Raw genomic sequence first — 21,669 nt, 5'->3', positions numbered from 1 at the left:
ATGAAACATGAATGATAACGATAAATACGTAATCCGCGCGGGGGAAACCGCACACGACCAGTTCGAAACAGACTTGACTATCGAGCGGGCCGGCTGGGAATTCAGTGCCATCGCAGTGCTCGGGCTAGAGGCCGGGCAAAGCCAGACCCGCAACAGTGGAGACACCGAACTCCTCGTGCTTCCCTTCGAAGGGGGCTGCACCGTGGAAGTAAACGGTCAGACCTACGAAATTAAGGGCCGCGAATCCGTCTTTACAGGCATCACGGATTACATTTATATTCCCAGAGGCACCGAGTTCACCGTCACCTCCAAAAACGGGGGTCGGTTCTGCCTGCCGGCAGCGAAAGCCACCAAAGACCTCCCGGTGCGTTACTGCCCGGTAGAAGAAGTGGTGACGATGCTACGCGGCGCGGGTAACTGCTCGCGGCAAGTTAACAACTACGCGCTCGGCAACGAACTGGAAACCTCACACCTCCTGGTCACCGAGGTACTGACGCCGGGCGGAAACTGGTCGTCCTACCCGCCGCACAAACACGATGAACACAACGAAAACGAACGCGTGCTCGAAGAGATCTACTACTACGAGGTCCGCGAAGGTAACGGGGGGAAGAACGGGAAAGAAGGGTTCGCGCTGCAACGCATCTATCCTTCACCGGGTAAACCAATCGACGTGTGCACCGAAGTGCGTTCGCGTGACATCGTGATAATGCCCTACGGTTACCACGGTCCCTCCGTCGCAGCGCCCGGCTACGACCTGTACTACTTGAACGTGATGGCGGGGCCGGCGGAAGACTCCACGTGGCTCATGACCAACGACCCGCACCACGATTGGGTACGCGAAAGCTGGAGCGATCAAGCAATCGACCCGCGCTTACCCATGACCCCGATGAACGACTAGTCGTTACCCACGTTATTAAGGAGAAACAAACATGAACCCAGATGTGCAGACCGTGCGTCTAACGGTTGGGCAAGCCGTGGTGCGATTCCTGGTGAACCAGCACGTGGAACGCGACGGTGAACAAGACCGTTTGATCGCCGGTGCGTTCGGCATTTTCGGGCACGGCAACGTGGCTGGCCTGGGGCAAGCACTGCTGCAAAACGAGTTGGACCCAGACGCGGACGGGGGCGCAATGCCCTACTACATGCCGCGCAACGAACAGGGGCAAGTGCATGCGGCAGCCGCATTCGCGAAGGCGAAGAACCGGCGTCAAGCCATGATGTGCACCGCATCCATTGGCCCGGGGTCGTTAAACATGGTCACGGGCGCTGCCCTGGCCACCACGAACCGGGTGCCGGTGCTCCTGTTCCCCTCAGACCAGTTCGCCACCCGCGTGCCCGACCCGGTGCTGCAGCAGGTGGAGAACGAAATGACCTTGGACACGAGTGTGAACGACGCGTTCCGCCCCGTCTCCCGGTTCTTTGACCGCATCAACCGTCCCGAACAGCTGATCCCCTCTTTGATGCACGCGATGGCGACGCTGGTGGATCCGGCGGACACCGGGGCGGTGACGATCGCGCTGCCGCAAGACGTGCAGGCGGAGGCGTTCGACTGGCCCGTAGAGTTCTTCAAGAAACGCGTGTGGTACATTCCCCGCACTCCCGCGGACCCAGCGGCAATTGAGCGGGCAGTGAACCTCATTAAGAAAGCGAAACGCCCCATGGTGATCGCTGGGGGCGGCGTTAAATACTCAGAGGCAAGTGAAGAACTGCGCGAGTTTGCCCGCATCACCGGAATTCCTGTGGGGGATACGCAGGCGGGTAAAGGCGCGATTAACTTCGACCACCCGGCGGCGATTGGTGGGGTTGGTTCAACCGGTGGGGATTCGGGTAACCACATTGCCGACAAAGCGGATCTCGTAATCGGGATCGGTACGCGTTACTCGGATTTCACCACGGCGTCGCGCACGGCGTTTAAGAACCCGGATGTGCAGTTCGTGAACGTGAACGTGAAGCCGTTTGACGCGGTTAAGAACGCCGCCCAGATGGTGGTTGGGGATGCGCGTGAGGTTCTGCGTGCTCTAACCGACCAGTTGCGCGACTACCGGGTGAGTGAAGCCTACGAGCAAGAAGTCACGGCGGAACGGGAAGCTTGGCTCGCGAAAACCCGCGAGCTGTACCACCTGGATCACCAACCGCTCCCAAGCCAGCTGGAGGTATTTGGGGCGCTGAACGAGATGATGGGTGAAGATGACATTGTCATCAACGCCGCTGGTTCTATGCCCGGTGACCTGCAGGCCCTGTGGCAGGCGAAGACCCCGTTGCAGTACCACGTGGAGTACGCATTCTCTTGCATGGGCTACGAGATTCCCGCTGGTATGGGTGTGAAGATGGCGCATCCAGACAGTGAGGTGGTTGCGATCGTTGGTGATGGCACTTACCAGATGCTGCCGATGGAGCTGGCGACGGTGGTGCAAGAGAACCTGAAGGTCATTTATGTTCTATTGCAAAACCACGGGTTCGCGTCCATTGGGGCGCTGTCGGAGTCCCATGGGTCGCAGCGTTTCGGCACGCGTTACCGCGCGGGGGCGGGGGCGCCTCATAATGAAGATGGTGATTTGCTGCCGGTAGATATTGCGAAGAACGCGGAGTCTTGGGGGCTGAAGGTCTACCAGGTGCACACGATGGAAGAGTTCCGGCAGGCGTACCGCGAGGCGCAGGCATATGACCGGGCGTGCATGATTCACATTGAGACGGACCTGTATGGGCCGAATCCGCCGAGTTCCTCGTGGTGGGATGTGCCTGTTTCGCAGGTGTCGCGCATTGAATCGACCCAGCAGGCGTACGAGCAGTACAAGCAGAATAAAGCGCGGCAACGTCACTATTTGAAGTAGTTTCTTGAGGGGTGGCGCCGCTGCTTGCGATTTAGGCAGGCGGCGGTGGCACGCTTCTTGGGCGCTGTGGCTCTTGCGGCTTTGCGGAGCATAAAAATAACCGGAACAGTTGTTGTGACTGTTCCGGTTAATCGTTTGCGGTTGATTTTGAACTATCTGTGGTCGCGTCGTCGTTGTCGCGGTGCATGGGTTACTTCACTTCCGCAATCAGGTTAATGGAGAAGCCGATTGCGATTGCGGCGGTCATCAGCCCACCCACGATGGTTAAAACGGGGCTGGAAGCCAGGATTCCACCGATGGTGATGGCGGAAGAAGCTACCAGCAGCAGGGTGAACAGTAGTGGCATCAGGGTGGCGATGGACGCTACCGTGATGTCGCGACGCGCTTCTACAAGTGCGGTTGAATATGTCATTAAATGCTCCTTTACTTCTTTGTGCAGGAGCCGTGTCCGTGCTCCTGCACGGACGTTGTGCTGTTGTCCCAGGTGATTCGCGATGGCTGAGAACCTCGCGTCACCCATCGACACTTCTAATGTACGAACAAATGGGTTGAATAGTCAACAATTTTTGGTGTAGATCTGCTCACAAATCCCACTGTGAAGCGGAAAACGCATGTCAAGAGATGTTCCTGAAAACTCGCGCAATCGTTAACGGTAGGGTTGCCAGTAGTGGATGTTGGGCGCGGGATGGCCGCCGCAGACCCCTTTAAAAGAAATGTAATGACAAACTGGGCTTGGGACGTTAGACTTATATGCGTAAGCCACAGGGCGCCACCGCAGCGTGGTGCCAACGACGAACACGACGAGGAGTTCGATTTAATAATGGAAACACTCAAGCTTTGGATCAACGGGGAGTACTATGACGGCGAACCCGCCGAGCAGGTAGATGTGGAGAACCCGGCTACGGGCAAGGTGGAGAGCAAACTGAACCTCGCCTCAAAAGCAGATTTGGACCACGCGGTAAAGGTCGCTAAAGAAGCGCAGAAGAACTGGGCGAAGGTCTCGCTTGCCAAGCGCGTGGAGATCATGTTCAAGATGCGTCACTTGCTGCTTGAGAATCAAGATCACATGGCGAAGCTGATTGTGGCCGAGCATGGGAAGACGTACACGGATGCGATTGGGGAGATTCAGCGGGGGCGCGAGACCCTGGATTTCGCGTGCGGAATCAATAATGCGCTCAAGGGTCAGATGTCGTCGCAGATTTCCACTGGCGTAGATATTCATACTGTTCAGTACCCGGTGGGAGTTGTGGCGGGAATTTGCCCGTTCAACTTCCCGGCGATGGTGCCGATGTGGATGCACCCGCTGGCTTTGGCAACAGGGAACGCATTCATCTTGAAGCCGGCTACCACGACCCCATCGGCGTCCTTGTTCACGGCGGAACTGTACAAGCAAGCGGGGTTGCCGGACGGGTTGTTCAACGTGCTGCCGGGTAACCGGGAGATCGTTACCGAGATTTTGAAGCACCCGGGGATTGACGCGATTTCGTTTGTGGGTTCCACCCCGGTTGCGCACATTGTTCAAGACACGGGCGTTACCCACGGTAAGCGCGTGCAGGCGCTTGGTGGGGCGAATAACCACGCGATCGTTATGCCGGATTGCGATTTGGAGTTCGCGGCTAAGCACATTAGCGCCGCTGCGTTTGGTGCGGCAGGTGAGCGTTGCATGGCGCTGCCGATTGTGGTTGCTGTGGGTGGGATTGAAGATAAGCTCACGCAGCTGGTGGCGGATGAGGCGAAGAAGATCAAGGTTGGCTCTGGTTTAGATGAAGAGAACGAGATGGGCCCCGTGATCGACAAGGCTGCGAAGGACCGCATTGTTGGCCTGATTGATGGTGCTGAGAAGGCTGGTGCGGACGTGGTTTTGGATGGTCGTGATTACGTTGCGCAGGGTTATGAGGGGGGCCACTGGTTGGGCCCAACGATTGTTGAGAACTGCCCGACGGACACGGATCTGTATAAGCAGGAGGTGTTCGGCCCGGTCCTCACGGTGGTTACGGCGAAGGATTACGATGAGGCCATTGAGATTGTGAACGCCTCGGAGTTCGGTAACGGAGCCGCTATCTTCACGAATGACGGTGGGGTTGCCCGCCGGTTCACAAACGAGGTGGAAGCCGGAATGGTGGGGATTAACGTGCCGATCCCAACGCCGGTAGCGTACTACTCGTTTGGTGGGTGGAAGGAATCGCTGCTTGGGGATCACCACATTCATGGTCCGGAGGGCGTGAATTTCTACACGAAGGCGAAGGCGATTACGTCGCGTTGGCCGTCTGAGGCTGGGATGTACGAGGCGACGATGTCGTTCCAGCGTGAAGAGTAGGAGTTGCCGGAAGGGTAGAACATTTGTGAACCGCAGCTCACCGCGTGGGTGAGTATTGGGTTCGCGCGTGTTTTGGTGGCGTGGAGGCCGTATGGCTGCCGCGCCACCGCTTGTTTATGCGGTAGCCTTAACGGGTGAACTGGCTGTTTGACCTGTCTTTTGCGGAGGAGTACGCGCTGTCACCTCAGCGCGTGGTTTCGGCTGCTGGTGTGGATCGGCCAAGTGATTTGCAGGATAGGCATTTGCGGGAGTTGCCTACGTTCGCGGGGCTAGGGGATGCGCAGACGCGTCGGTACTTGGTGGCGACGTTGCGCGATTCGATTCGCAAAAGGGAGCGTTTGTGGTTTATGCCGATGACGCAGCCGGTGTGGGAGGAGTGGTCTGCGTGTTTGCCCGATGGGGTTTTGGAACCGTTGGGTGGTGTGCATGAGGTTGCGGGCGAGCAGGTGGTGCCGGTTGGGATTGCGCCGATTAAGTTGGTGGAGGCCCTGGTGGATCGGGGTGGTCGCGCAGATTTGGAGTTTTTGACGCAGGCGCTGCATGACGTGGATGGGTTGCTGATTAGCCCGCGGGTGTACAAGAAGTTGCTTGCGGCTGGGGTGCCGATTATGAAGCGGATGTTGCTGACGCGTTATGTTACGAATCCGCGGTTTATTGCTTATGCGGTGGTGATTATTTATTCGGCGTTGCGGGCGTTGCCGGTGATGTTTGTGCCGCAGTTCCATGGGTCTGTGGCGGTGTTGTGGGCGATTGATTTGGGGACGGCGATTCCGTATACGTGGGGGGTGTTGGCGATGGTGACGGCGCCGCGGTTTCGGATTCGTTTGCTTGGCATGGTGGTTACGGTGGCTACGTTTATGGCGCCGTATATTTATTTTGGGTTTTATGGGGAGCATTATCCGCCGTGGATTTGGGGGATTATTGCGCTGCTTATTGCGGGCACTTTTGTGCTTGAGGGTTATAAGTGGTGGGGTGATCGGCGGATTTCACGGGCGCTGGTTAGGACGGTCGGGTCGGCCGCGCCACGTGCGCAGGGCTGATACGCCGAGGATCCAGATGCCGCTGATCCACCAGGGGATGCGGAGCCACATGGGGATGTGGGGGAAGGTCCAGACCATGATGGCGGTGGAGGTGACCCAGATGATTGCGGCAACTGCGTTTATGGCGCGGTATTTCTTGACGCGGAACGGGTGGAGCCATTTCCAGGGGACGACGGCAAGGATGGTGAAGACGATGACGACGAGCCAGTTGACGATGGGGCCGGAGTGGAAGAGCCAGAGAATGAGGACGACGATGTTCCATGCGGCGGGGAAGCCAACGAAGTACCAGTCGGCGGATTTCATGCGGGTGTTCGCGTAGCAGAACATGGATGAGGCGAGGGCGCATATAGCAGCGATTATCGCTAGTGGGGTTGGGCCAAGGGGGATTACTTTGACCATGAATACTGCGGGGATGAAGGTCCACGTCATGTAGTCGACGACGTTGTCCATCATGGTGCCGGAGAACCAGGGGACCACTTCTTGTACTTTTGCTTTGCGGGCTAACGGGCCGTCGATGGCGTCTACGATTAGGGAGACGATTAGCCATCCCCACATGGCTTTGTAGTGTCCTTCGCCTAGCGCGCGTGCGGCCAGTAAGACCCAGAGGAGACCTGACATGGTGAACGCGTGTACGCACCATGCCCGCACGTATGCGGATAGTGGCCACGTTTTCGTATGGCTGGTGGCGGTGTCACTCAAAATAAAACTCCGTACACTCTGGTGGTAACGCCCAAATAGACGTCTTACCTAGTCTAAACAGCCTGCGTGGTTTTTTGAACAACCTGCAGGTACGCCGCGCGTATCCAGGTGTGTTCGTATTGTGGCTTGGCGTGGATCAGATTGTGGATTGGGCGTGTGAGTATGAGGAAGGCTGCTTACCCAAGGGTTTAGAGAACACTTTAAGAAGCCTATGTATTCTAGCCAGATGATGGATGGGTTGAGCTGAACTGGCGAGTCAATACATAGCCATATCAAAAGTATTTGTAACATCATTTGGTGTTTATTCTCGTACTGCGAAATCTATTTTTCTAGCTTTCGGTATAAGGGTAATACGCCCTGAAGTTGAAGGGGTGTGTCTTTTCCGAAACCATCTTCTAGCTGTGGAAATAAGATTGTGAATAAGGTGGACATTGCTTTTTTGCCAACCATCGTCTATCTTTGTAACGACAAGTGAAGGTTGGTTGTGCGAGGTTGCGGAACCGGCTTTTGCTGAAGGCTCCACTTAGAATAATGAATCCAACGACGGATGCCGAGCAGGCACAGGAGAACACATGAGTGACCAAAAGCAGGTGAGTTCGTTTACAGACGGCGAACTCAATGACCTCATTAAGAAAACCCCACCCAACGGTAAAAAACGTTCAATCCCGCTAATTGCAGCGGTAGCTACTCTAGGATCACTACTCTTCGGGTACGACACCGGGGTGCTCGCCGGAGCCCTCCCGTACCTATACATGCCAAACGCCGCAGGTGGGCTACATCTGAACCCAGTGGAGGAAGGTCTCGTCGGTGGCCTGCTCATGGTTGGCGCCGGCTTCGGAGCGATAATCGGGGGGCGACTCTCAGACCGGTACGGGCGGCGCCACAACATCCTGCTGCTTGCCGCCATATTCTTCTTCGGCGCCCTTGGATGCTCACTGTCTCTCAACTTCTGGATGCTGTGCATTTTCCGCATAATCCTCGGGTTCGCAGTCGGAGGTGCATCCGCGACCGTCCCCGTCTATCTCGCTGAAACCGCGCCCAAAGAAGTCCGCGGACCAATCGTCGCGATCGACCAGTTCATGATCGTGTTCGGACAATTCCTCGCGTACTCCATGAACGCCATCATCGCCCGTATCAACCACGGGCCACACGTAATCACCGAAACCGGCGAATCCATAGACTGGGACCACGCAAAAGCCATGAGCGACCTGGTAGTCGTCGGCGGTAACGGCGCTACCTGGAGGTACATGCTCATCCTCGCTACCATCCCCGCGATCGCACTGTGGATCCTCATGCGCACAATGCCAGAAACCTCTCGCTGGTACGCCGCAAAACACCGCTACCACGAAGCCATCGCCTCCCTCAAACGCGTGCGCGACCCCAAGAAACACAACCTGGGGCTAGAAGTACGCGAAATGATCGAAATCAACCGCGAATACGAAAACCAACCCCAAATGACACTCCGGCAAGTATTCGCCACCCAATGGACCCGAAAAGTACTCTTCCTCGGCGTCGCAATCTCAATAATTGACCCGCTCACAGGTATCAACACCGCAATGTACTACATGCCGAAAGTACTGCACGCAGCCGGGTTCTCATCCGAAAACGCGATCATGCTGAACGTGGTCACCGGCTTCTTCTCTTGCATTGGCGCTGCAATCGGCATTTACCTAGTTGCAAGATTCGCCCGCCGGCACGTCGCCATGTACCAAGAAACCGGGATCGTACTGTCCCTATTTGGGCTCGCCGCCCTCTTCTTCTGGGTTATCGAACCACACATGGACGAAGCCGGAAACATCGCCAGCACCGTTCCCACGTTCGCGCCCTGGGCCGTGCTCGTCATAATCACCGCGTTCCTGTTCTTCAAACAATCCGGAACCGTCACCTGGGTGCTCGTCTCCGAAATCTTCCCCGCCAACACACGGGGCGTCTCGCAAGGCACCGCAGTGTCCGTCAACTGGTTCGCCAACGCGGTCATCACCGCCATTTTCCCGTCCATGATGGCGTACCTCGGAGGGGCAAAAACCTACCTCGTTTTCGCCCTCATCAACTGCGTTTCCCTGTACTTCTACACGAAGATACTGCCCGAAACCAAGTACCACACGCTCGAGGAACTGGAGGCCGAGTTCGAAAAACGCTACTCCAAGTAGAAACCTTCACCGCGTGCCACGCGGAAAACGAAGGCCCACGTAAGCCGGTTTCAATACCGCAGTGGGCCTTCACTGCCTCAAATAATAGTGCCTAAAGCACCAGGTAGATCGAACTAATTACGGTCAGGGTGATGACAATGGGGTCGAATACGGACTGTTTAATGTAGCGAATTACCCAGCGTCCAAACAGCGCACCAATAATCACAAAAATAGCGAGCGCGGCGTCCACAGGTAAAATCGCGGGGGTGATCAGGCCAATCCCAATTGAAAACGGCAACTTCACCACGTTAATCAAAAAGAAGAACCACGCGGTCGTACCTAAAAAGCGTTTAACCGGAAAGCGTGACCACAAGAAATACAACGTCATCACCGGACCGCCAGCGTTCGCCGCCATCGTGGTGAACCCGCCGAGCATTCCATAGAACGTGCGGGCAAACACGTTTTGCGTGCGTTCATCCGACACTTCCGCATCCGTTTTTACCCTTGAGGCCCCCGCTGAATCACCGACCCCCGGCTTGTCGGCGCGTTTCGAAGCCCGCATGTTGAACAGGGTTATCGCAGTCAACACGAGAACGATCCAGCCGATTGACCGCTTCATAACCAGGTCAGAAGTGAAATTCAAAAAGATGGCGCCGACCACCACCCCAACCACCACGGTGGGCAGCAGTTTGCGCAGCGTATGCCAATCCGCGTCCCGCCGGTATGTCCAAATTGCAATCAGATCACCAGTTAACAAAAGCAGCAGCATCATGGCGGTTGACGCGCGCGCCGGGATTACGGCTGCGAACATCACCACCGACAGGGTGGCCGAACCTGGGAAAGCTGTTTTAGACAGCCCAATAAAAAGTGCGGCTGCGATCAGAGTAACCCATTGTAAAACGGTGAGTGAGGCCATGGTCTAATAATACCTATAACCACAACTGACGATCATTTGTAAACACAATATGGTGAAACCTCTTCCAATTCGTTACCGCATAAGATAAGCTATTAGCGCGCGCCAAAACAAGTGGGTGGAGCCTCCACGTATTGGTGAGCAATATTTGCTAGGTCAAATCTGAAGGGTGTGCAGCGGCCACCGCCTCAGGAAGAAAAGAACACAAAACAAAACGGAAGGATTCGGCAATGACGTCGAAAGCACGTAACCTAGACGACCCCAAATTCTCAAAACTCGCCATTGGCGTGTGCCCCGACCAGTGGGGCGTGTGGTTCCCCAAAGACGAAAAACAAATGGACCCGCGCCAAGCATGGGAAGAAATGGCTGAAGCCGGGTTCGAAATCATCGAAACCGGGCCATTCGGATACTTCCCAACCGATCCGAAAGAACTACAAAAATGGTGCGACGAATTCGGTATGAAAGTAGTGGCCGGCACCGGATGGGGCGTGCTACACAAGAAAGATCAATGGTCCACAACCGAAAAAACGTTCCGCGCAATCGCAGAAACACACGCGGCTGTAGGAGCAGAATACATAGTGCACCTCCCACCCCTGTATCGCGACGACAAAACTTGGGAATGGACCGATGACCGCGTGCTGTCTGACGACGCGTGGAAGCTGTATGTGGAGAACGCGAACAAGCTCGGGCAAATGCTGCTCGACGAATACAACTTGAAGATGGTGCTGCACCCGCATGGGGACTCGCATATTGAAACGCCAGAAGAGATCGCCCGAATTTTCGACGCCACCGACCCAACGTATGTGAACTTCTGTCTAGATTCCGGGCACGTGGTGTACGGCGGTGGGGACCCCGTGCAACTGATCAAAGATTACCCGGAGCGCATCACGTACGTGCACATCAAAGCGTTCGACGAAGACATCACCCGGGAGGCGCACGAAAAAGACTGGCCGTTTGGCGAAGCAGTTGCCAAAGGCGCGTCCGTGTGCCCGCCCAAAGGCCTTCCAGAAATGCACGAGTTCGTAGCGGCGCTCGCGGAACTGGACCGCGATATCTACTGTATCTGCGAGCAAGACTGCTACCCGTGCGACCCCTCGTTCCCCAAGAACAATGCGATAAACATGCGTAACTACTTGGCCGAATGCGGTTTGGGAATGAAATAAGGAGGCGTCATGGCTGAGCTCAGAATTGGTTTGATTGGCGCGGGAGGTATGGGCCGCGCACACGTAGAACGTATAGAAAATGAATTGGCCGGAGGGCGGATCAGTGCGGTGGCGGACCTGAACGTGGATGCCGCGCGGACGGTGGCCGAACCTTTGGGCGCGCGAGTGTTCACTTCGGGCAGGGAGTTGATTGAGTCCGACGATGTGGACGCGGTGCTCATCGCGACGTTCGGGAAGGTTCATAAACCGGACGTAATCCGTTGCATTGAGGCTGGCAAATACGTCTTGTGCGAAAAGCCGCTCGCCACCACGATCGCCGATTGTGAAGCGATATTAGCGGCAGAGCAAAAGATGGGTAAAAAGCTCGTTACCGTTGGGTTCATGCGGCGGTTTGACGCCGGGTACCAGCAGATGAAACAGGTGCTTAAAGCCGGGGAGCACGGGTATGCAACCCTGGTTCACAACCGACACCGGAACCCGTCGGTGCCCGAAAACTACACGTCGCGCAACGCGATTGACGACACTGCGATCCACGAAATCGACACGATGCGGTGGCTGTTGGATGAAGAAATCACGTCGGTGCGCGTGGATCGGCCGCGGTTAACCTCCAACCGTTATGAGCACTTGGTTGACCCGATTGTGTTGGTCATGTACACCGAATCGGGCGTGCGCATCGATGATGAAGTCAATGTGAATATCGACTTCGGCTACTCCATTGAATGCGAGTTGGTGATGGAAAAGGGCACAGCGCGCCTGGGGGATCAGGAACAGATTTTTATCCGCGACCGCGCTGGGAACCGCAATGCTATCTGTAGTTCGCATATTGATCGTTTTCACGCTGCTTTTAACCGTGAGGTTGGGCAGTGGATCAATGCCGTCAAAGCGGATCGTCACACGGGTTCCACCGCGTGGGATGGGTATGCTGCCACGGTGGTGGTGGAAGCGGCATTAGAGTCCGCTTCTAAGGCGGCGGAAACCGGTGGTGGGCCGCTGGTGGATGTGCAGATGATTGATAAACCTGAGTTGTACAAATAGTGCCGATTGCGGGCTGGTAGTCCCTGGCTTAACGCGCGTTAGAATTATGCGCTACACTCATATGTAAGAACATTATGGTTGGTGTTGGTGAGGGTGCCGACGGTGGCGCCCTCACCAAAAAGAACTACAAAACTATTGGACGAAGAGGACATGATGGTTGATATTGCACTAGATCCAAACATGTACTACCTAAACATGTCGGCGCCTGAAACGATCCATAAGGCAGCGCAGCTGGGATACGAGTATGTGGAGCTGTCACCGCGGCGCGATTTTCACTTTTGGCACCACTATCCAAAGGCCGACGACAGGTATATTGCCGAGTTGAACCAGGCGGTTAAGGACACGGGAGTGAAGATCCGGACGCTGAACCCGGTGTTCAACTGGTCGGCGGTGGATGAGCAGGAGCGGCAGGCACAGGTGCGGAACTGGAAGCGGCTGTTAGAGATCGCTGACCAGTTGGATGTGCGCACCATTACGTCGGAGTTTTCTGGTGACCCGAATACGCCGCGTCAGTGTGAGCACCAGTGGTACAAGTCGATGTTCGAGCTGGTGCCGACGTTCGAGAAGTACGGGATTGAACTGAACATGGAAGCCCACCCGTACGACTTTGTGGAACTGAACGACCCGGCGGTGGAGATTGTGCGGGGCATGAACTTGGATTGGGTGAATTACGAGTATTGCTGCCCGCACACGTTCCACCTGTCGGACGGGGCGGGGGATGTGGAGCGGATGCTGCGCTACGCCGGGCCTAAGTTAAAAGCGGTGCACGTGGCGGATGTTTATAACCACAAGATTAACGATGGCAACCGCTACATCATTAACCCGCCGGGTGTGGATGCGCGTGTACATCAGCACAACGAAATTGGGGACGGGGAGGTACCGTGGGACGAGTTGTTCGCTACGCTGCGGGACATGAAGTTCGATGGGGTCCTCACGGTCTGCATGTTTGGTTGGATTGAGAAAGCGGATGAGGCGAATGTGCGGATGCGCGAGAGGTTAGAGAAGGAGTTTTCCGCGTAGACTTGGGCGTATGAATCAGGTTACGCAGGCGGACGTGGCGCGCGAAGCGGGGGTTTCGCGCGGCCTCGTCTCTTTGGCTTTGTCGGATTCTGCGAATGTTGCGCAGGGGACGAAGCAGCGGATTCTTGAGGTTGCGCACCGCTTGGGTTATTCGCGTAATTTGGGCGCGGCGATGTTGGCGGCCCGCAGATCTTCTATGGTGGGGATTTTGCTGCCCAATTTACGTAACCCGTTTTTTGAGTCGGTGGTGTCTGCGATTCAGCAGGTGGCTGATGGGCGGGGTGTGGTGGCGTTTACTGCCACTGGGAATTCGCAGGTTGAGCGCGAAAAGCAGGTGTTGCGTTCGTTTTGTTCTTTACGGGTAGGTGGGGTGATTGCGGTTTCGCCCATGCTTTCTGCTGCGCAGTTGGCGGATGTGGTTGGGAATACGCCGGCTTGTTTGGTGGGGGCCAGTAGTTATGGTGCTCGGGTTAGCGCTGTTCATATTGATGAGGGTGTGGCTGCGCGTTTAGCAGTCGATCATTTATTGGAGCAGGGCTTTGGTGAGCTGGTCGTGTTGTGTCCGGCGGGTGAAGCGACGGATGGGGCGATGCGGCTCCGGTCTGAGGAGCTGGTGAAGGCTGCGAAAGCTAGTGGCGCCGCACTCCGCGTGTGTCCTACGGATAATCCGTATGACGAGGTTCGTAGTGTGCTCGATGCGGCGAAGGTTTTGTCGTTGAATGAGGGCCGCGCAACTGCAAGTTCGACTGTGCTAGGCGGTGGCGCGCACCCGTCAGAGCGTTCTGTTGCGAATAAAAGACCGGGGATTATTGCGTATAACGACCAGATTGGGGTTGAGGCAGTTTCAGCAGTGCGGTCCTTGGGGCTGCGTTTGGGGGTTGAGGCTGCGGTTTTGTCTTACGACAATACGTTCTACGCTAATCGTGGTGAGCGCGGAATAACCTCGATAGATCAGACTCCGGTGCGGATGGCGGAAGCTGTGTTTGAACTGTTGGAGGATACGCACGAGGCAGGGCGGGACGTCACACTGGAACCCCAACTAGTGGTGCGTGCTTCCACAAAAGCGCAGTAGAGCAGATCGTAACAGGTTAATAACAGAAGTTGTGCACTCTAGTTTCTTAGGCGCTATTTCAGCATAATTAACTTAGCACGCACGGTTTATTTTATTGGCTTAGCAGAACTGTATCGCACATGGGGGGGGAACGAAGATGTTCAAAGAGTTTTCGCGTTTTAGAGGTGCGCGGGTGGAGCCAGTGTTTTCGGGCTTGAACTGGGTTGCACCGCTCGTCGAGGTAGTTTTGGGTAGTTTTTTGGTTTGGTACTTTTGGACTCATCCGAATGAAGTGGAGGGGACACCATTGTGGGTGATTCCCAAGATTGCAGCAGTGGCGATGCTGCTGATTGTTATCAGCGCAGTCGTGGGATATTTTAATTCCGCCTTTTCTGCGCGTTGGGCCGTTAATCTCCTGTTTTTTGTAGCGGTGTTAATCCTTGCTGGAGTGATGGTGGGATACGTGGGGGCATTCAAAATGATCACGCAGGTGCCGGATATCGCTACTGGATTCTTCCATGGGGTAACCGTAAGCATCACTTCAGTGTTAACGCTGGGGCTCGTAGGCGCGGGGGTGTCCGCGTGGCACTTACTGCGCCGACGCGGTGAACAGCCGACGTGGTGAGTAGACGACGCGGTGAACAGCCGACATGGTGAGTAGGTGACGTGAGTGAGCAGGCGACGTGGCGAATAGACGACGTGGTGAGTAGCCAGCGCTTAAGGGCGTAAAAGTTAGAACGTAGAGACGAGGTAGTCAAAAATAGGACCTGTGGCCACCCAGCTGTAAAGCTAGGTGGCCACAGGCGTGTTGTTCACAGCACCCACATGCTCCACGAAAAATCTATTGACAGGACAAATGGCGTGTGGTTAACTAGAAGCAACCTTAACGCGCGTTAAAAGAATCGCAGTAGCTTTTAGTGAGAGCCTTTTTCGGGTTTAGAACCGGCTTGCGCGCGTTGGGTACGACAAGGATGTTGAGTATTAACCTGAGGGGGAACCAAAGATGCAGCAACTCTCTGTAGCCGTGATTGGAGCGGGCATGGCGGGCCGCACACACGCGAATGCTTGGCGGCAAGCAGCTACGATCTACCACGCGCCTTTCCCGCACGTGCGCCTCGCTACGATTGCCGATGCGTACAAACCATTCGCACAGTCCGCAGCGAAAGACTACGGGTTCGAACACGCCACTGATAACTGGCGAGACATAGTGGAAGACCCCAGTATCGATATCGTTTCCATCGTGGTTGCTAACAAACTGCACCGGCAGATGGCGCAGGCTCTCATAGAGGCTGGTAAACACGTGTTGTGCGAAAAACCCCTCACGGACACGCTTGAAGATGCGAAAGCAATGGCGCAGCTAGAAGCGGAAGCAGACGTGGTTACCGGACTGGGTTACACCTACAGGCGTAACCCCGGTATCTCACAGATTGCCCGCATGGTTAAAAACGGGGATTTCGGCACTATCAATCACTTCGACGCCCGGTACTGGTGCGACTACGGGGCAGACCCAAAAACACCGATTGCCTGGCGGTACACGGGGCCAATGGGGTCGGGTGCACTCGGTGATGTGGGCAGTCACCTAATCGACACTGCGGAATACGTGATGGGGCCAATCCGCTCAGTTTCCGGGGCGCGGCTAACCACAGTAATTAACGAGCGGCCACAAATGGACGGGGTGGTTGCTGGTGGCCGCGGCGTTTCAGTAGACGGGCCCGCAAAGATGAGTGCGGTCACTAACGACGACGTCGCCACCTTTACCGCCGAGTTTGAAACCGGTGTGAGCGGCACGTTCTCATGCTCACGCGTGGCTTTCGGGTACCCCAACGCCCTCATGTTCAACGTAATAGGAACGCAAGCAACCGCGGGTTTCGACATGGCGCGCGCAGGGGAGATTACGGTAGATGACCAATCTGGACCAGAACATTTAAGGGGTCAGCGGCGCGTACTGGTGAACCCCGAGTTCCCGTACTTCAAAGACGGTTCCTCCATGGCATTCGCGGGGGTTGGGTTTACGCAAATAGATCAGTTCACCATTCAGGCGCACGCGTTCATCCAACAGGTGCTTGGCATTGATGATGGTTTGCCGAAGTTGCCGTCGTTCGCACACGGGTACCGGTCTATGCGGATCCAGCAGGCAATCGCACGCTCAGCTGCAGACGGTGGCGCCAGCGTAGAAATCATATAACCAGCGTAGAAATCAAATAATTTGAAAGAGGAGAACACAATGGCGTTAACGCTTGGAGCTTACACCGCTTGCTTATCTAACCAGACGTTGGGGCAGGCACTGGATACCCTCAAGAGAATGGGATTAAACGGGGCGGAAGTGAATGTGGGAGGTTTTATTCCTTCCCCGCACGCACCTGTGGAATCCCTGCTCGCTAGCCAGACTGCCCGCGAAGAATACCTGGGCGTATTCGAAGAAAAAGGGATGAAACTGGCGGGATTCAACACGTCCGGTAACCCGCTGTCGCCTTACAAGGGGACGGGGCAAAAGCATGCGAACGACCTCAAGGCAGCAATCAAACTAGCGGGCCTAATGGGGGTAGAAGAAATCGTGTGCATGTCTGGCCTACCGGGGTCCGATGAGAGCGCGAAATACCCAAACTGGGTGGTGAACCCCTGGGATAACGTGTACATGGAAATCAAAGAATACCAGCGCAGCGTCGCAATCCCGTTTTGGAAAGAAATGGACCAGCGCGCGCAAGACGCCGGTGTAAAACTGGCGCTCGAACTGCACCCGCACAACCTCGTGTTCAACCCCAATGGATTCTTAAACTTTGCCGAAGATATTGACGCAAAAAACGTCGGTGTAAACATGGACCCCTCCCATCTGATGTGGCAGGGGCTAGACATTGTGCAGGCCACCAAGTATTTGGGCGAACACATTTTCCACGTGCACGCCAAAGACACGGCGATTGAACCGGGAGTGCAGGTGAAAGGGGTGCTCGACGCCGAGTTCGGTTACGTTCCCGAAAGCGCGCCGGATGAACAGAAGTACCCCACGGGGCCGGCATCGTGGTGTTCGGTGTGGCCACAGGATCCGGCGTGGCGTTTCGTAGCGCTCGGGTTGGGCCGCAACCACGCGGGTACCCAGCACGACGTGGACTGGTGGGCGGCGTTCCTGCGTGAAATTGTGGCGATCAACCCGGATATGAATGTGAATATTGAGCATGAGGACAAGGCTTACGGCCCGCTGGAAGGGTTGAAGATCGGGGCGGATACGCTCTTGGCGGCGAACCGCAAACTGTGACGGCCGGGTAACCAGCTACCCGCTAAACTAGGGGGTATGGTTCGACGGGTGACGCAAGCGGATGTGGCGAAAGCCGCGGGGGTTTCGCGTCAACTCGTTTCGCTGGTGGTGCGTGGGGACAAACGGGTCTCCCCCCAGCGCCGCACAGCGGTTTTGCAAGCAATCGAAGAGCTGGGCTACCGTCCGAATGCGGCAGCCCAGTCTTTGGCTTCTAAAACGACGAATAATTTGGGCCTGCTGGTGCCCAGTTTTGAAAACTCGTTTTACGGTGAGTTCGCGGAGGCGTTTACGCGTGCGTGCGCGCGGCGTGGTTTAACCGCGTTGGTGAACGTGAGTTTGTCGGAGCCTAACCGGGAGCAGGAAGCGATTGACCGGTTTGTGGAACTGCGGGTCGATGGCTTGGCGTTGATTTCCCCGCTGATTGACCAAGGGGTGCTGCAGCGGGCAGCCGATGAGATGTCGGTTTGTTTAGTGTCGAATAATGTGGCGCCGCAGAACGTGGACTTGGTGCATACGAATGATTTTGAGGGTGCCCGCAGCTGCGCGCTGCACCTGTTGGACCAGGGGTATCGCGATGTGGTGTTCCTCGGCCCGTTTCGCAACATTAAGGGCGATACGACGTATGAGCGCATTTATGGTTACCGCGCAGCGATGGAGCAGCGGGGCCGGCGCGATGACATCACGGTGATTATTGTGGACGACCGCGCGGATGTCGCGGCCCGCGAAGTGCTCGATGAGTTCGGGGCAGATACCGGCATTGTTTGTCACAACGATTTGCTGGCGGTGGAACTGCTGATGGCGATTCACAACCGGGGTCTGCTGCCGGGCGCCCACGTGGGGGTTACTGGGTTTGATAACACGCGCCTTGCGTACATGCCGGAACTTTCGCTCACTTCTGTGGATCAGCAGCTTGAGGGGTTAGCGGAAGCGAGTGTGTCGGTGCTGATGGAACGGCTCGATAATCCGGATGCGCCGCAGCGTGATATTGTTTTGGAACCGCGGTTAATGCCGCGCGAATCCTCAAATCCGCGTCGCTGCGGAGAGTAAGGACCGCGGTCACTCCCGAAACCCAACTAGTAAATGTAAGTACAAAGCCCTAGCGATGGTTGCTATTTGTGGCTATGCTGGGACTGTAATCTACTTGCGGCAAAGCGGGATTCGCCTCAAGTGGCAAAATGAAGAACTGAACGCATTAACTTCAAAGGAGTTGTTATGTCAGTACAAATACCGGAAACGATGAAAGCTGCGGTGCTTCGCGATTACGACAAGGGCTTGGAGGTAGAAGAGATCAAAACTCCGCACCCCAAGAACGCAGAAGTGCTAATTAAGGTCTCAGCGTGCGGCATGTGCCATTCTGACCTGCACGTTATCTCTGGTTCGATTGAGTTTCCTTTGCCGTGCGTGCTGGGCCACGAAGTGGCGGGCGAGATTGTTGAACTGGGGCCCGGAAATGAACACACGGGCCTTAAAGTGGGGCAGAAAGTTGCTGGCGCGTTCTTGATGCCGTGCGGGCAGTGTGAGTTCTGTGCGCAGGGCCGGGATGATCTGTGTTCAACTTTCTTTGACCTCAACCGGCTTAAAGGCAAGTTGTATGACGGGAAGACTCGGCTGCAGAGCCTGGATGGCGAAGAGATCGCGATGTATTCGATGGGTGGTTTAGCCGAGTACGCGGTGATTCCATCTACGTCGGTGGCACCGGTTGCCGATAACGTGGATCCGGTTGCGGGCGCGATCCTTGGGTGTGCAGCGTTGACCGCGTTCGGTGCGGTGCGTAACGGTGGGGACGTGCGTTATGGGGACACGGTTGCGGTGGCTGCCACGGGCGGTGTGGGGTCGAATATTATTCAAATCTGTAAGGCGATTGGTGCCGACAAGATCGTTGCGATTGATATTGATGACGAGAAGCTGGAGGCCGCGAAGAAGCTTGGTGCCACTCACGTTGTGAACTCTGCTAAGCAGGATGTGCGCGAAGCCGTGTTCGCTGCTACCGATGGTGTGGGCGTTGATATTGCGTTTGAGGCACTGGGCGCGCCCGCTACTTGGAAGTCTGCGTTAGATTCGTTGCGCGATGGCGGAAAGATGGTTCCGATTGGTTTGGGGGCGGGGGTGCAGACCGCGGATGTGGAGATTAACCGTACGGTCCGCCGGTCGCAATCCATTGTCGGTAATTACGGTGCGCGCACGCGGAAGGATTTGCCGCAGGTAGTGAAGTTGGCGGCGCAGGGAGATATTGATTACAAGTCGATTGTCACCACTCACTACTCGCTAGAACAGGCGAATGAGGGGTACCAGAAGCTGCGTGAAGGCAAGATTCTTGGCCGCGCCGTAGTGGATATGTCGTTGTAACAGCGGCACGTACTGGCGGTTGGGCTTTGAACATATGCGCCGCCAGCAGGTGCGCTTACATACCGCGCGCCCACAGCTCGGGTTCTAACTCGCCCCCGTCAGCTCGGGCTCTAATTCGCCCGCGTAGGTGAGTTACTTAAGAGAACTGAGCGTGGGCGCGCTGCACATTATTTAGGATGGCGCGCGCAGCTAGTTTCTGGTTGCGAGGATCATGTGGTCGAGGTCATCTAGGATCTCGGCGATTGCCCCTGGTTCAATTCCGGGTTCGTTGCGGGCGCGCAGCAGTTCGTCTTGCGCGGCTTTAAGTGCGCCAAGCCGTAGCTCTTTGGATTCACGCATCATTTGTTTTCGATCTTCTTTACTGCGTTCCTGGTTTTCCTCATAGCGTGCAAAACGGTTCTTCAACTGTTCCCGAGCTTCCCGGCGTGATCTTGCGGTGGGCCGACCCTGTTTTTCGAAAATGTAGTTCGCAGCGGCTTTCCGGGCACGTTTTTGCAGGTCGTCAATGGGCTGGGAGGTGTCGTTTAGATTAAGAGTCCGCATGAGGGAGGGGAGGGTCAACCCGGGGATAACCATGGTGACTACGAGGAACACTAAAGATATCACTGAGGCCTCGTGGTGAAGCGTCCCAGAGGCGCTCGCGGGAATAGACAGGGCTAACGCCAAGGTGACTAGGCCGCGCATCCCACCCCACGTCATCACTAGCACTTCTTGTATGTCTAGTGGGGCTACGAACGAGCGTTCGCGCCGCTGATTAATTTTTGCCGCAATAAGCATCCATATAAAGCGCACGATAATTACTGCGACTCCCAGTACCAGCCCAACTAAAGCGGCGTGCCACAGCTCGGTGCCGATTTCGTCTATTGCGGCGCTAACGGAGAGGCCGATTAACCCGAATGCCACGCCTGTGAATAGCATTTCGATTGTGTCCCAAAACGCGGCTCCCGACAGGCGATCTTCTGCACTTAGGGTGGCTCTGGAAGTCAGTTCAATCGCAACTATAACCACTGCGATAACACCGCTCGCCTCAATGTGTTCGGCAAAAGCGTATACCGCAAAAGGTAAAACCCAGGTCAAAGCGTTGCGGGCTGTGACGTTGCTGACGTGATCGCTGAACCACGCTGCTGCTCGCCCCACTGCTAGCCCAAGTGCCACTGCCGCCACTACGGCCCACACGAAGCTTTTAGCCCCGTTTGCGAAAGAAAGTTCGGAGCCTGCGAGGAGTGCGTTTAACCCTAGGTTGAATGTCACGATCGATGCGGCGTCGTTAAAGAGTCCTTCGGTGGATAGGGTTGAGGTGATGCGTCTTGGAATCCCAGCGGAGACTGCTATGGCATCGACTGCCACAGGGTCGGGTGGCGCTAGCGCTGCTGCAAGTACAATTGCTCCGGCCACACCCACCACCGGGAGGAGCCATAGTGTTAACCCGGTGAGCACGCCGATTGTGACGAACACTAGGGCGATTGACAGCGACGCGATTGTCGACAGTTGAGTTTTGATTGCGCCCCACGTCATTTTGCGCGCCAGGGCCCACAGTAGGGGTGGGAGGAATATGGGCAGCATAAGGTCTGCTGGCACGTAGAGTGCTGATACGTTTGGAATCGCTAGCCCGCCGATTGCTAGGAAGATGAGCAATATTGGCCAAGGTAACCCCAGGCGATCCCCGATGGTTACAACTAGTACCGTGGCTAACATGAGCATGGCTAGAGCAACGAGAGTGGTCATAAACGTGCCTTACTGCACCTCTGCGGTGCAGGGTTGAAGCTGGTGAATCTGTCTAAATGATAGGTCACCAGCGATGGTGGGATCACTTGTCGCGCTAGATTTGCTTGTTGCAGTTGCTCACATCCTCTACTCGCGCACATCCGTTCGCAA

The 21,669-nt window shown here is 55.9% G+C and carries 18 protein-coding genes; 14 read left to right on the top strand and 4 right to left on the bottom strand.

What is annotated here, in order from left to right:
- The first annotated feature begins 7 nt into the window (after positions 1-7).
- Both iolB and iolD read left to right on the top strand, forming a co-directional pair.
- Complete coding sequence (iolB, locus tag QS713_RS01470; RefSeq protein WP_313271867.1) at positions 8-898, top strand: 5-deoxy-glucuronate isomerase; 891 nt, start codon at positions 8-10, stop codon at positions 896-898.
- 31 nt (positions 899-929) lie between these two features.
- Positions 930-2,831 carry a 3D-(3,5/4)-trihydroxycyclohexane-1,2-dione acylhydrolase (decyclizing) gene (iolD, locus tag QS713_RS01465; protein WP_313271866.1) on the top strand — a complete coding sequence of 634 codons (1,902 nt, stop codon included), beginning with the start codon at positions 930-932 and terminating at the stop codon, positions 2,829-2,831.
- A gap of 190 nt (positions 2,832-3,021) precedes the next feature.
- Here iolD and QS713_RS01460 read toward each other — a convergent pair whose 3' ends face one another.
- Entirely contained in the window at positions 3,022-3,243 is a 222-nt protein-coding gene (locus QS713_RS01460) for a hypothetical protein (RefSeq protein ID WP_313271864.1), read from the bottom strand.
- Positions 3,244-3,651: 408 nt separating this feature from the next.
- On the opposite strand from QS713_RS01460, the gene QS713_RS01455 reads away from it, so the two are divergent.
- Positions 3,652-5,148 (top strand): CoA-acylating methylmalonate-semialdehyde dehydrogenase, encoded by a 1,497-nt coding sequence (locus tag QS713_RS01455; protein ID WP_313271863.1) that lies wholly within the window; start codon positions 3,652-3,654, stop codon positions 5,146-5,148.
- Positions 5,149-5,282: 134 nt separating this feature from the next.
- Positions 5,283-6,188, top strand: coding sequence for a hypothetical protein (locus QS713_RS01450; RefSeq protein ID WP_313271861.1), 906 nt, complete (start codon positions 5,283-5,285; stop codon positions 6,186-6,188).
- Here the strand turns inward: QS713_RS01450 and QS713_RS01445 are convergent.
- Positions 6,135-6,887, bottom strand: a complete 753-nt coding sequence (locus QS713_RS01445) for a CDP-alcohol phosphatidyltransferase family protein (RefSeq protein WP_313271859.1) — start codon at positions 6,885-6,887, stop codon at positions 6,135-6,137. The genes QS713_RS01450 and QS713_RS01445 overlap by 54 nt on opposite strands.
- Before the next feature lie 572 nt (positions 6,888-7,459).
- On the opposite strand from QS713_RS01445, the gene QS713_RS01440 reads away from it, so the two are divergent.
- Entirely contained in the window at positions 7,460-9,037 is a 1,578-nt protein-coding gene (locus QS713_RS01440; RefSeq protein WP_313271857.1) for an MFS transporter, read from the top strand.
- Positions 9,038-9,128: 91 nt separating this feature from the next.
- On the opposite strand, the gene QS713_RS01435 is transcribed toward QS713_RS01440, so the two are convergent.
- A complete protein-coding gene (locus tag QS713_RS01435; protein WP_313271856.1) occupies positions 9,129-9,932 on the bottom strand; it encodes a sulfite exporter TauE/SafE family protein in 804 nt (267 codons plus the stop codon).
- 227 nt (positions 9,933-10,159) lie between these two features.
- On the opposite strand from QS713_RS01435, the gene QS713_RS01430 reads away from it, so the two are divergent.
- The 9 genes from QS713_RS01430 (at position 10,160) to QS713_RS01390 (ending at position 19,794) form a co-directional block, all read left to right on the top strand.
- Positions 10,160-11,092 carry a sugar phosphate isomerase/epimerase family protein gene (locus QS713_RS01430; protein WP_313271855.1) on the top strand — a complete coding sequence of 311 codons (933 nt, stop codon included), beginning with the start codon at positions 10,160-10,162 and terminating at the stop codon, positions 11,090-11,092.
- 9 nt (positions 11,093-11,101) lie between these two features.
- A complete protein-coding gene (locus QS713_RS01425) occupies positions 11,102-12,127 on the top strand; it encodes a Gfo/Idh/MocA family protein (protein WP_313271854.1) in 1,026 nt (341 codons plus the stop codon).
- A 153-nt stretch (positions 12,128-12,280) separates the two neighbouring features.
- Complete coding sequence (locus QS713_RS01420; protein ID WP_313273697.1) at positions 12,281-13,147, top strand: sugar phosphate isomerase/epimerase family protein; 867 nt, start codon at positions 12,281-12,283, stop codon at positions 13,145-13,147.
- 10 nt (positions 13,148-13,157) lie between these two features.
- Positions 13,158-14,219 carry a LacI family DNA-binding transcriptional regulator gene (locus QS713_RS01415; RefSeq protein ID WP_313271852.1) on the top strand — a complete coding sequence of 354 codons (1,062 nt, stop codon included), beginning with the start codon at positions 13,158-13,160 and terminating at the stop codon, positions 14,217-14,219.
- 136 nt (positions 14,220-14,355) lie between these two features.
- Positions 14,356-14,823 carry a hypothetical protein gene (locus QS713_RS01410; protein ID WP_313271851.1) on the top strand — a complete coding sequence of 156 codons (468 nt, stop codon included), beginning with the start codon at positions 14,356-14,358 and terminating at the stop codon, positions 14,821-14,823.
- Positions 14,824-15,201: 378 nt separating this feature from the next.
- Positions 15,202-16,383, top strand: a complete 1,182-nt coding sequence (locus QS713_RS01405; protein WP_313271849.1) for a Gfo/Idh/MocA family protein — start codon at positions 15,202-15,204, stop codon at positions 16,381-16,383.
- Positions 16,384-16,422: 39 nt separating this feature from the next.
- Positions 16,423-17,448, top strand: a complete 1,026-nt coding sequence (locus tag QS713_RS01400; RefSeq protein WP_313271848.1) for a sugar phosphate isomerase/epimerase family protein — start codon at positions 16,423-16,425, stop codon at positions 17,446-17,448.
- 36 nt (positions 17,449-17,484) lie between these two features.
- Entirely contained in the window at positions 17,485-18,495 is a 1,011-nt protein-coding gene (locus tag QS713_RS01395) for a LacI family DNA-binding transcriptional regulator (RefSeq protein ID WP_313271846.1), read from the top strand.
- A gap of 165 nt (positions 18,496-18,660) precedes the next feature.
- On the top strand, positions 18,661-19,794 hold the full coding sequence (locus QS713_RS01390) for a zinc-binding dehydrogenase (RefSeq protein WP_313271844.1): 1,134 nt from the start codon (positions 18,661-18,663) through the stop codon (positions 19,792-19,794).
- A 189-nt stretch (positions 19,795-19,983) separates the two neighbouring features.
- Here the strand turns inward: QS713_RS01390 and QS713_RS01385 are convergent, their stop codons facing one another.
- Positions 19,984-21,519: a cation:proton antiporter gene (locus QS713_RS01385; protein ID WP_313271843.1), complete on the bottom strand. Its 1,536-nt coding sequence runs from the start codon at positions 21,517-21,519 to the stop codon at positions 19,984-19,986.
- Between the last annotated feature and the right edge of the window lie 150 nt (positions 21,520-21,669).

Source organism: Gleimia hominis (genome assembly GCF_032085515.1).
Classification (GTDB): Bacteria; Actinomycetota; Actinomycetes; order Actinomycetales; family Actinomycetaceae; genus Gleimia; species Gleimia hominis.
The sequence above is the reverse complement of the archived record's forward strand: the minus strand, read 5'-3'. Positions and strand labels throughout refer to the sequence as shown.

What these genes read in the sequence shown, in the direction of transcription:
- iolB (WP_313271867.1), top strand. Translation starts at nt 8, where the DNA reads ATGAATGATAACGATAAATACGTAATCCGCGCGGGGGAAACCGCACAC.
- iolD (WP_313271866.1), top strand. Translation starts at nt 930, where the DNA reads ATGAACCCAGATGTGCAGACCGTGCGTCTAACGGTTGGGCAAGCCGTG.
- QS713_RS01460 (WP_313271864.1), bottom strand. Translation starts at nt 3,243, where the DNA reads ATGACATATTCAACCGCACTTGTAGAAGCGCGTCGCGACATCACGGTA.
- QS713_RS01455 (WP_313271863.1), top strand. Translation starts at nt 3,652, where the DNA reads ATGGAAACACTCAAGCTTTGGATCAACGGGGAGTACTATGACGGCGAA.
- QS713_RS01440 (WP_313271857.1), top strand. Translation starts at nt 7,460, where the DNA reads ATGAGTGACCAAAAGCAGGTGAGTTCGTTTACAGACGGCGAACTCAAT.
- QS713_RS01435 (WP_313271856.1), bottom strand. Translation starts at nt 9,932, where the DNA reads ATGGCCTCACTCACCGTTTTACAATGGGTTACTCTGATCGCAGCCGCA.
- QS713_RS01430 (WP_313271855.1), top strand. Translation starts at nt 10,160, where the DNA reads ATGACGTCGAAAGCACGTAACCTAGACGACCCCAAATTCTCAAAACTC.
- QS713_RS01425 (WP_313271854.1), top strand. Translation starts at nt 11,102, where the DNA reads ATGGCTGAGCTCAGAATTGGTTTGATTGGCGCGGGAGGTATGGGCCGC.
- QS713_RS01420 (WP_313273697.1), top strand. Translation starts at nt 12,281, where the DNA reads ATGGTTGATATTGCACTAGATCCAAACATGTACTACCTAAACATGTCG.
- QS713_RS01415 (WP_313271852.1), top strand. Translation starts at nt 13,158, where the DNA reads ATGAATCAGGTTACGCAGGCGGACGTGGCGCGCGAAGCGGGGGTTTCG.
- QS713_RS01410 (WP_313271851.1), top strand. Translation starts at nt 14,356, where the DNA reads ATGTTCAAAGAGTTTTCGCGTTTTAGAGGTGCGCGGGTGGAGCCAGTG.
- QS713_RS01405 (WP_313271849.1), top strand. Translation starts at nt 15,202, where the DNA reads ATGCAGCAACTCTCTGTAGCCGTGATTGGAGCGGGCATGGCGGGCCGC.
- QS713_RS01400 (WP_313271848.1), top strand. Translation starts at nt 16,423, where the DNA reads ATGGCGTTAACGCTTGGAGCTTACACCGCTTGCTTATCTAACCAGACG.
- QS713_RS01395 (WP_313271846.1), top strand. Translation starts at nt 17,485, where the DNA reads ATGGTTCGACGGGTGACGCAAGCGGATGTGGCGAAAGCCGCGGGGGTT.
- QS713_RS01390 (WP_313271844.1), top strand. Translation starts at nt 18,661, where the DNA reads ATGTCAGTACAAATACCGGAAACGATGAAAGCTGCGGTGCTTCGCGAT.
- QS713_RS01385 (WP_313271843.1), bottom strand. Translation starts at nt 21,519, where the DNA reads ATGACCACTCTCGTTGCTCTAGCCATGCTCATGTTAGCCACGGTACTA.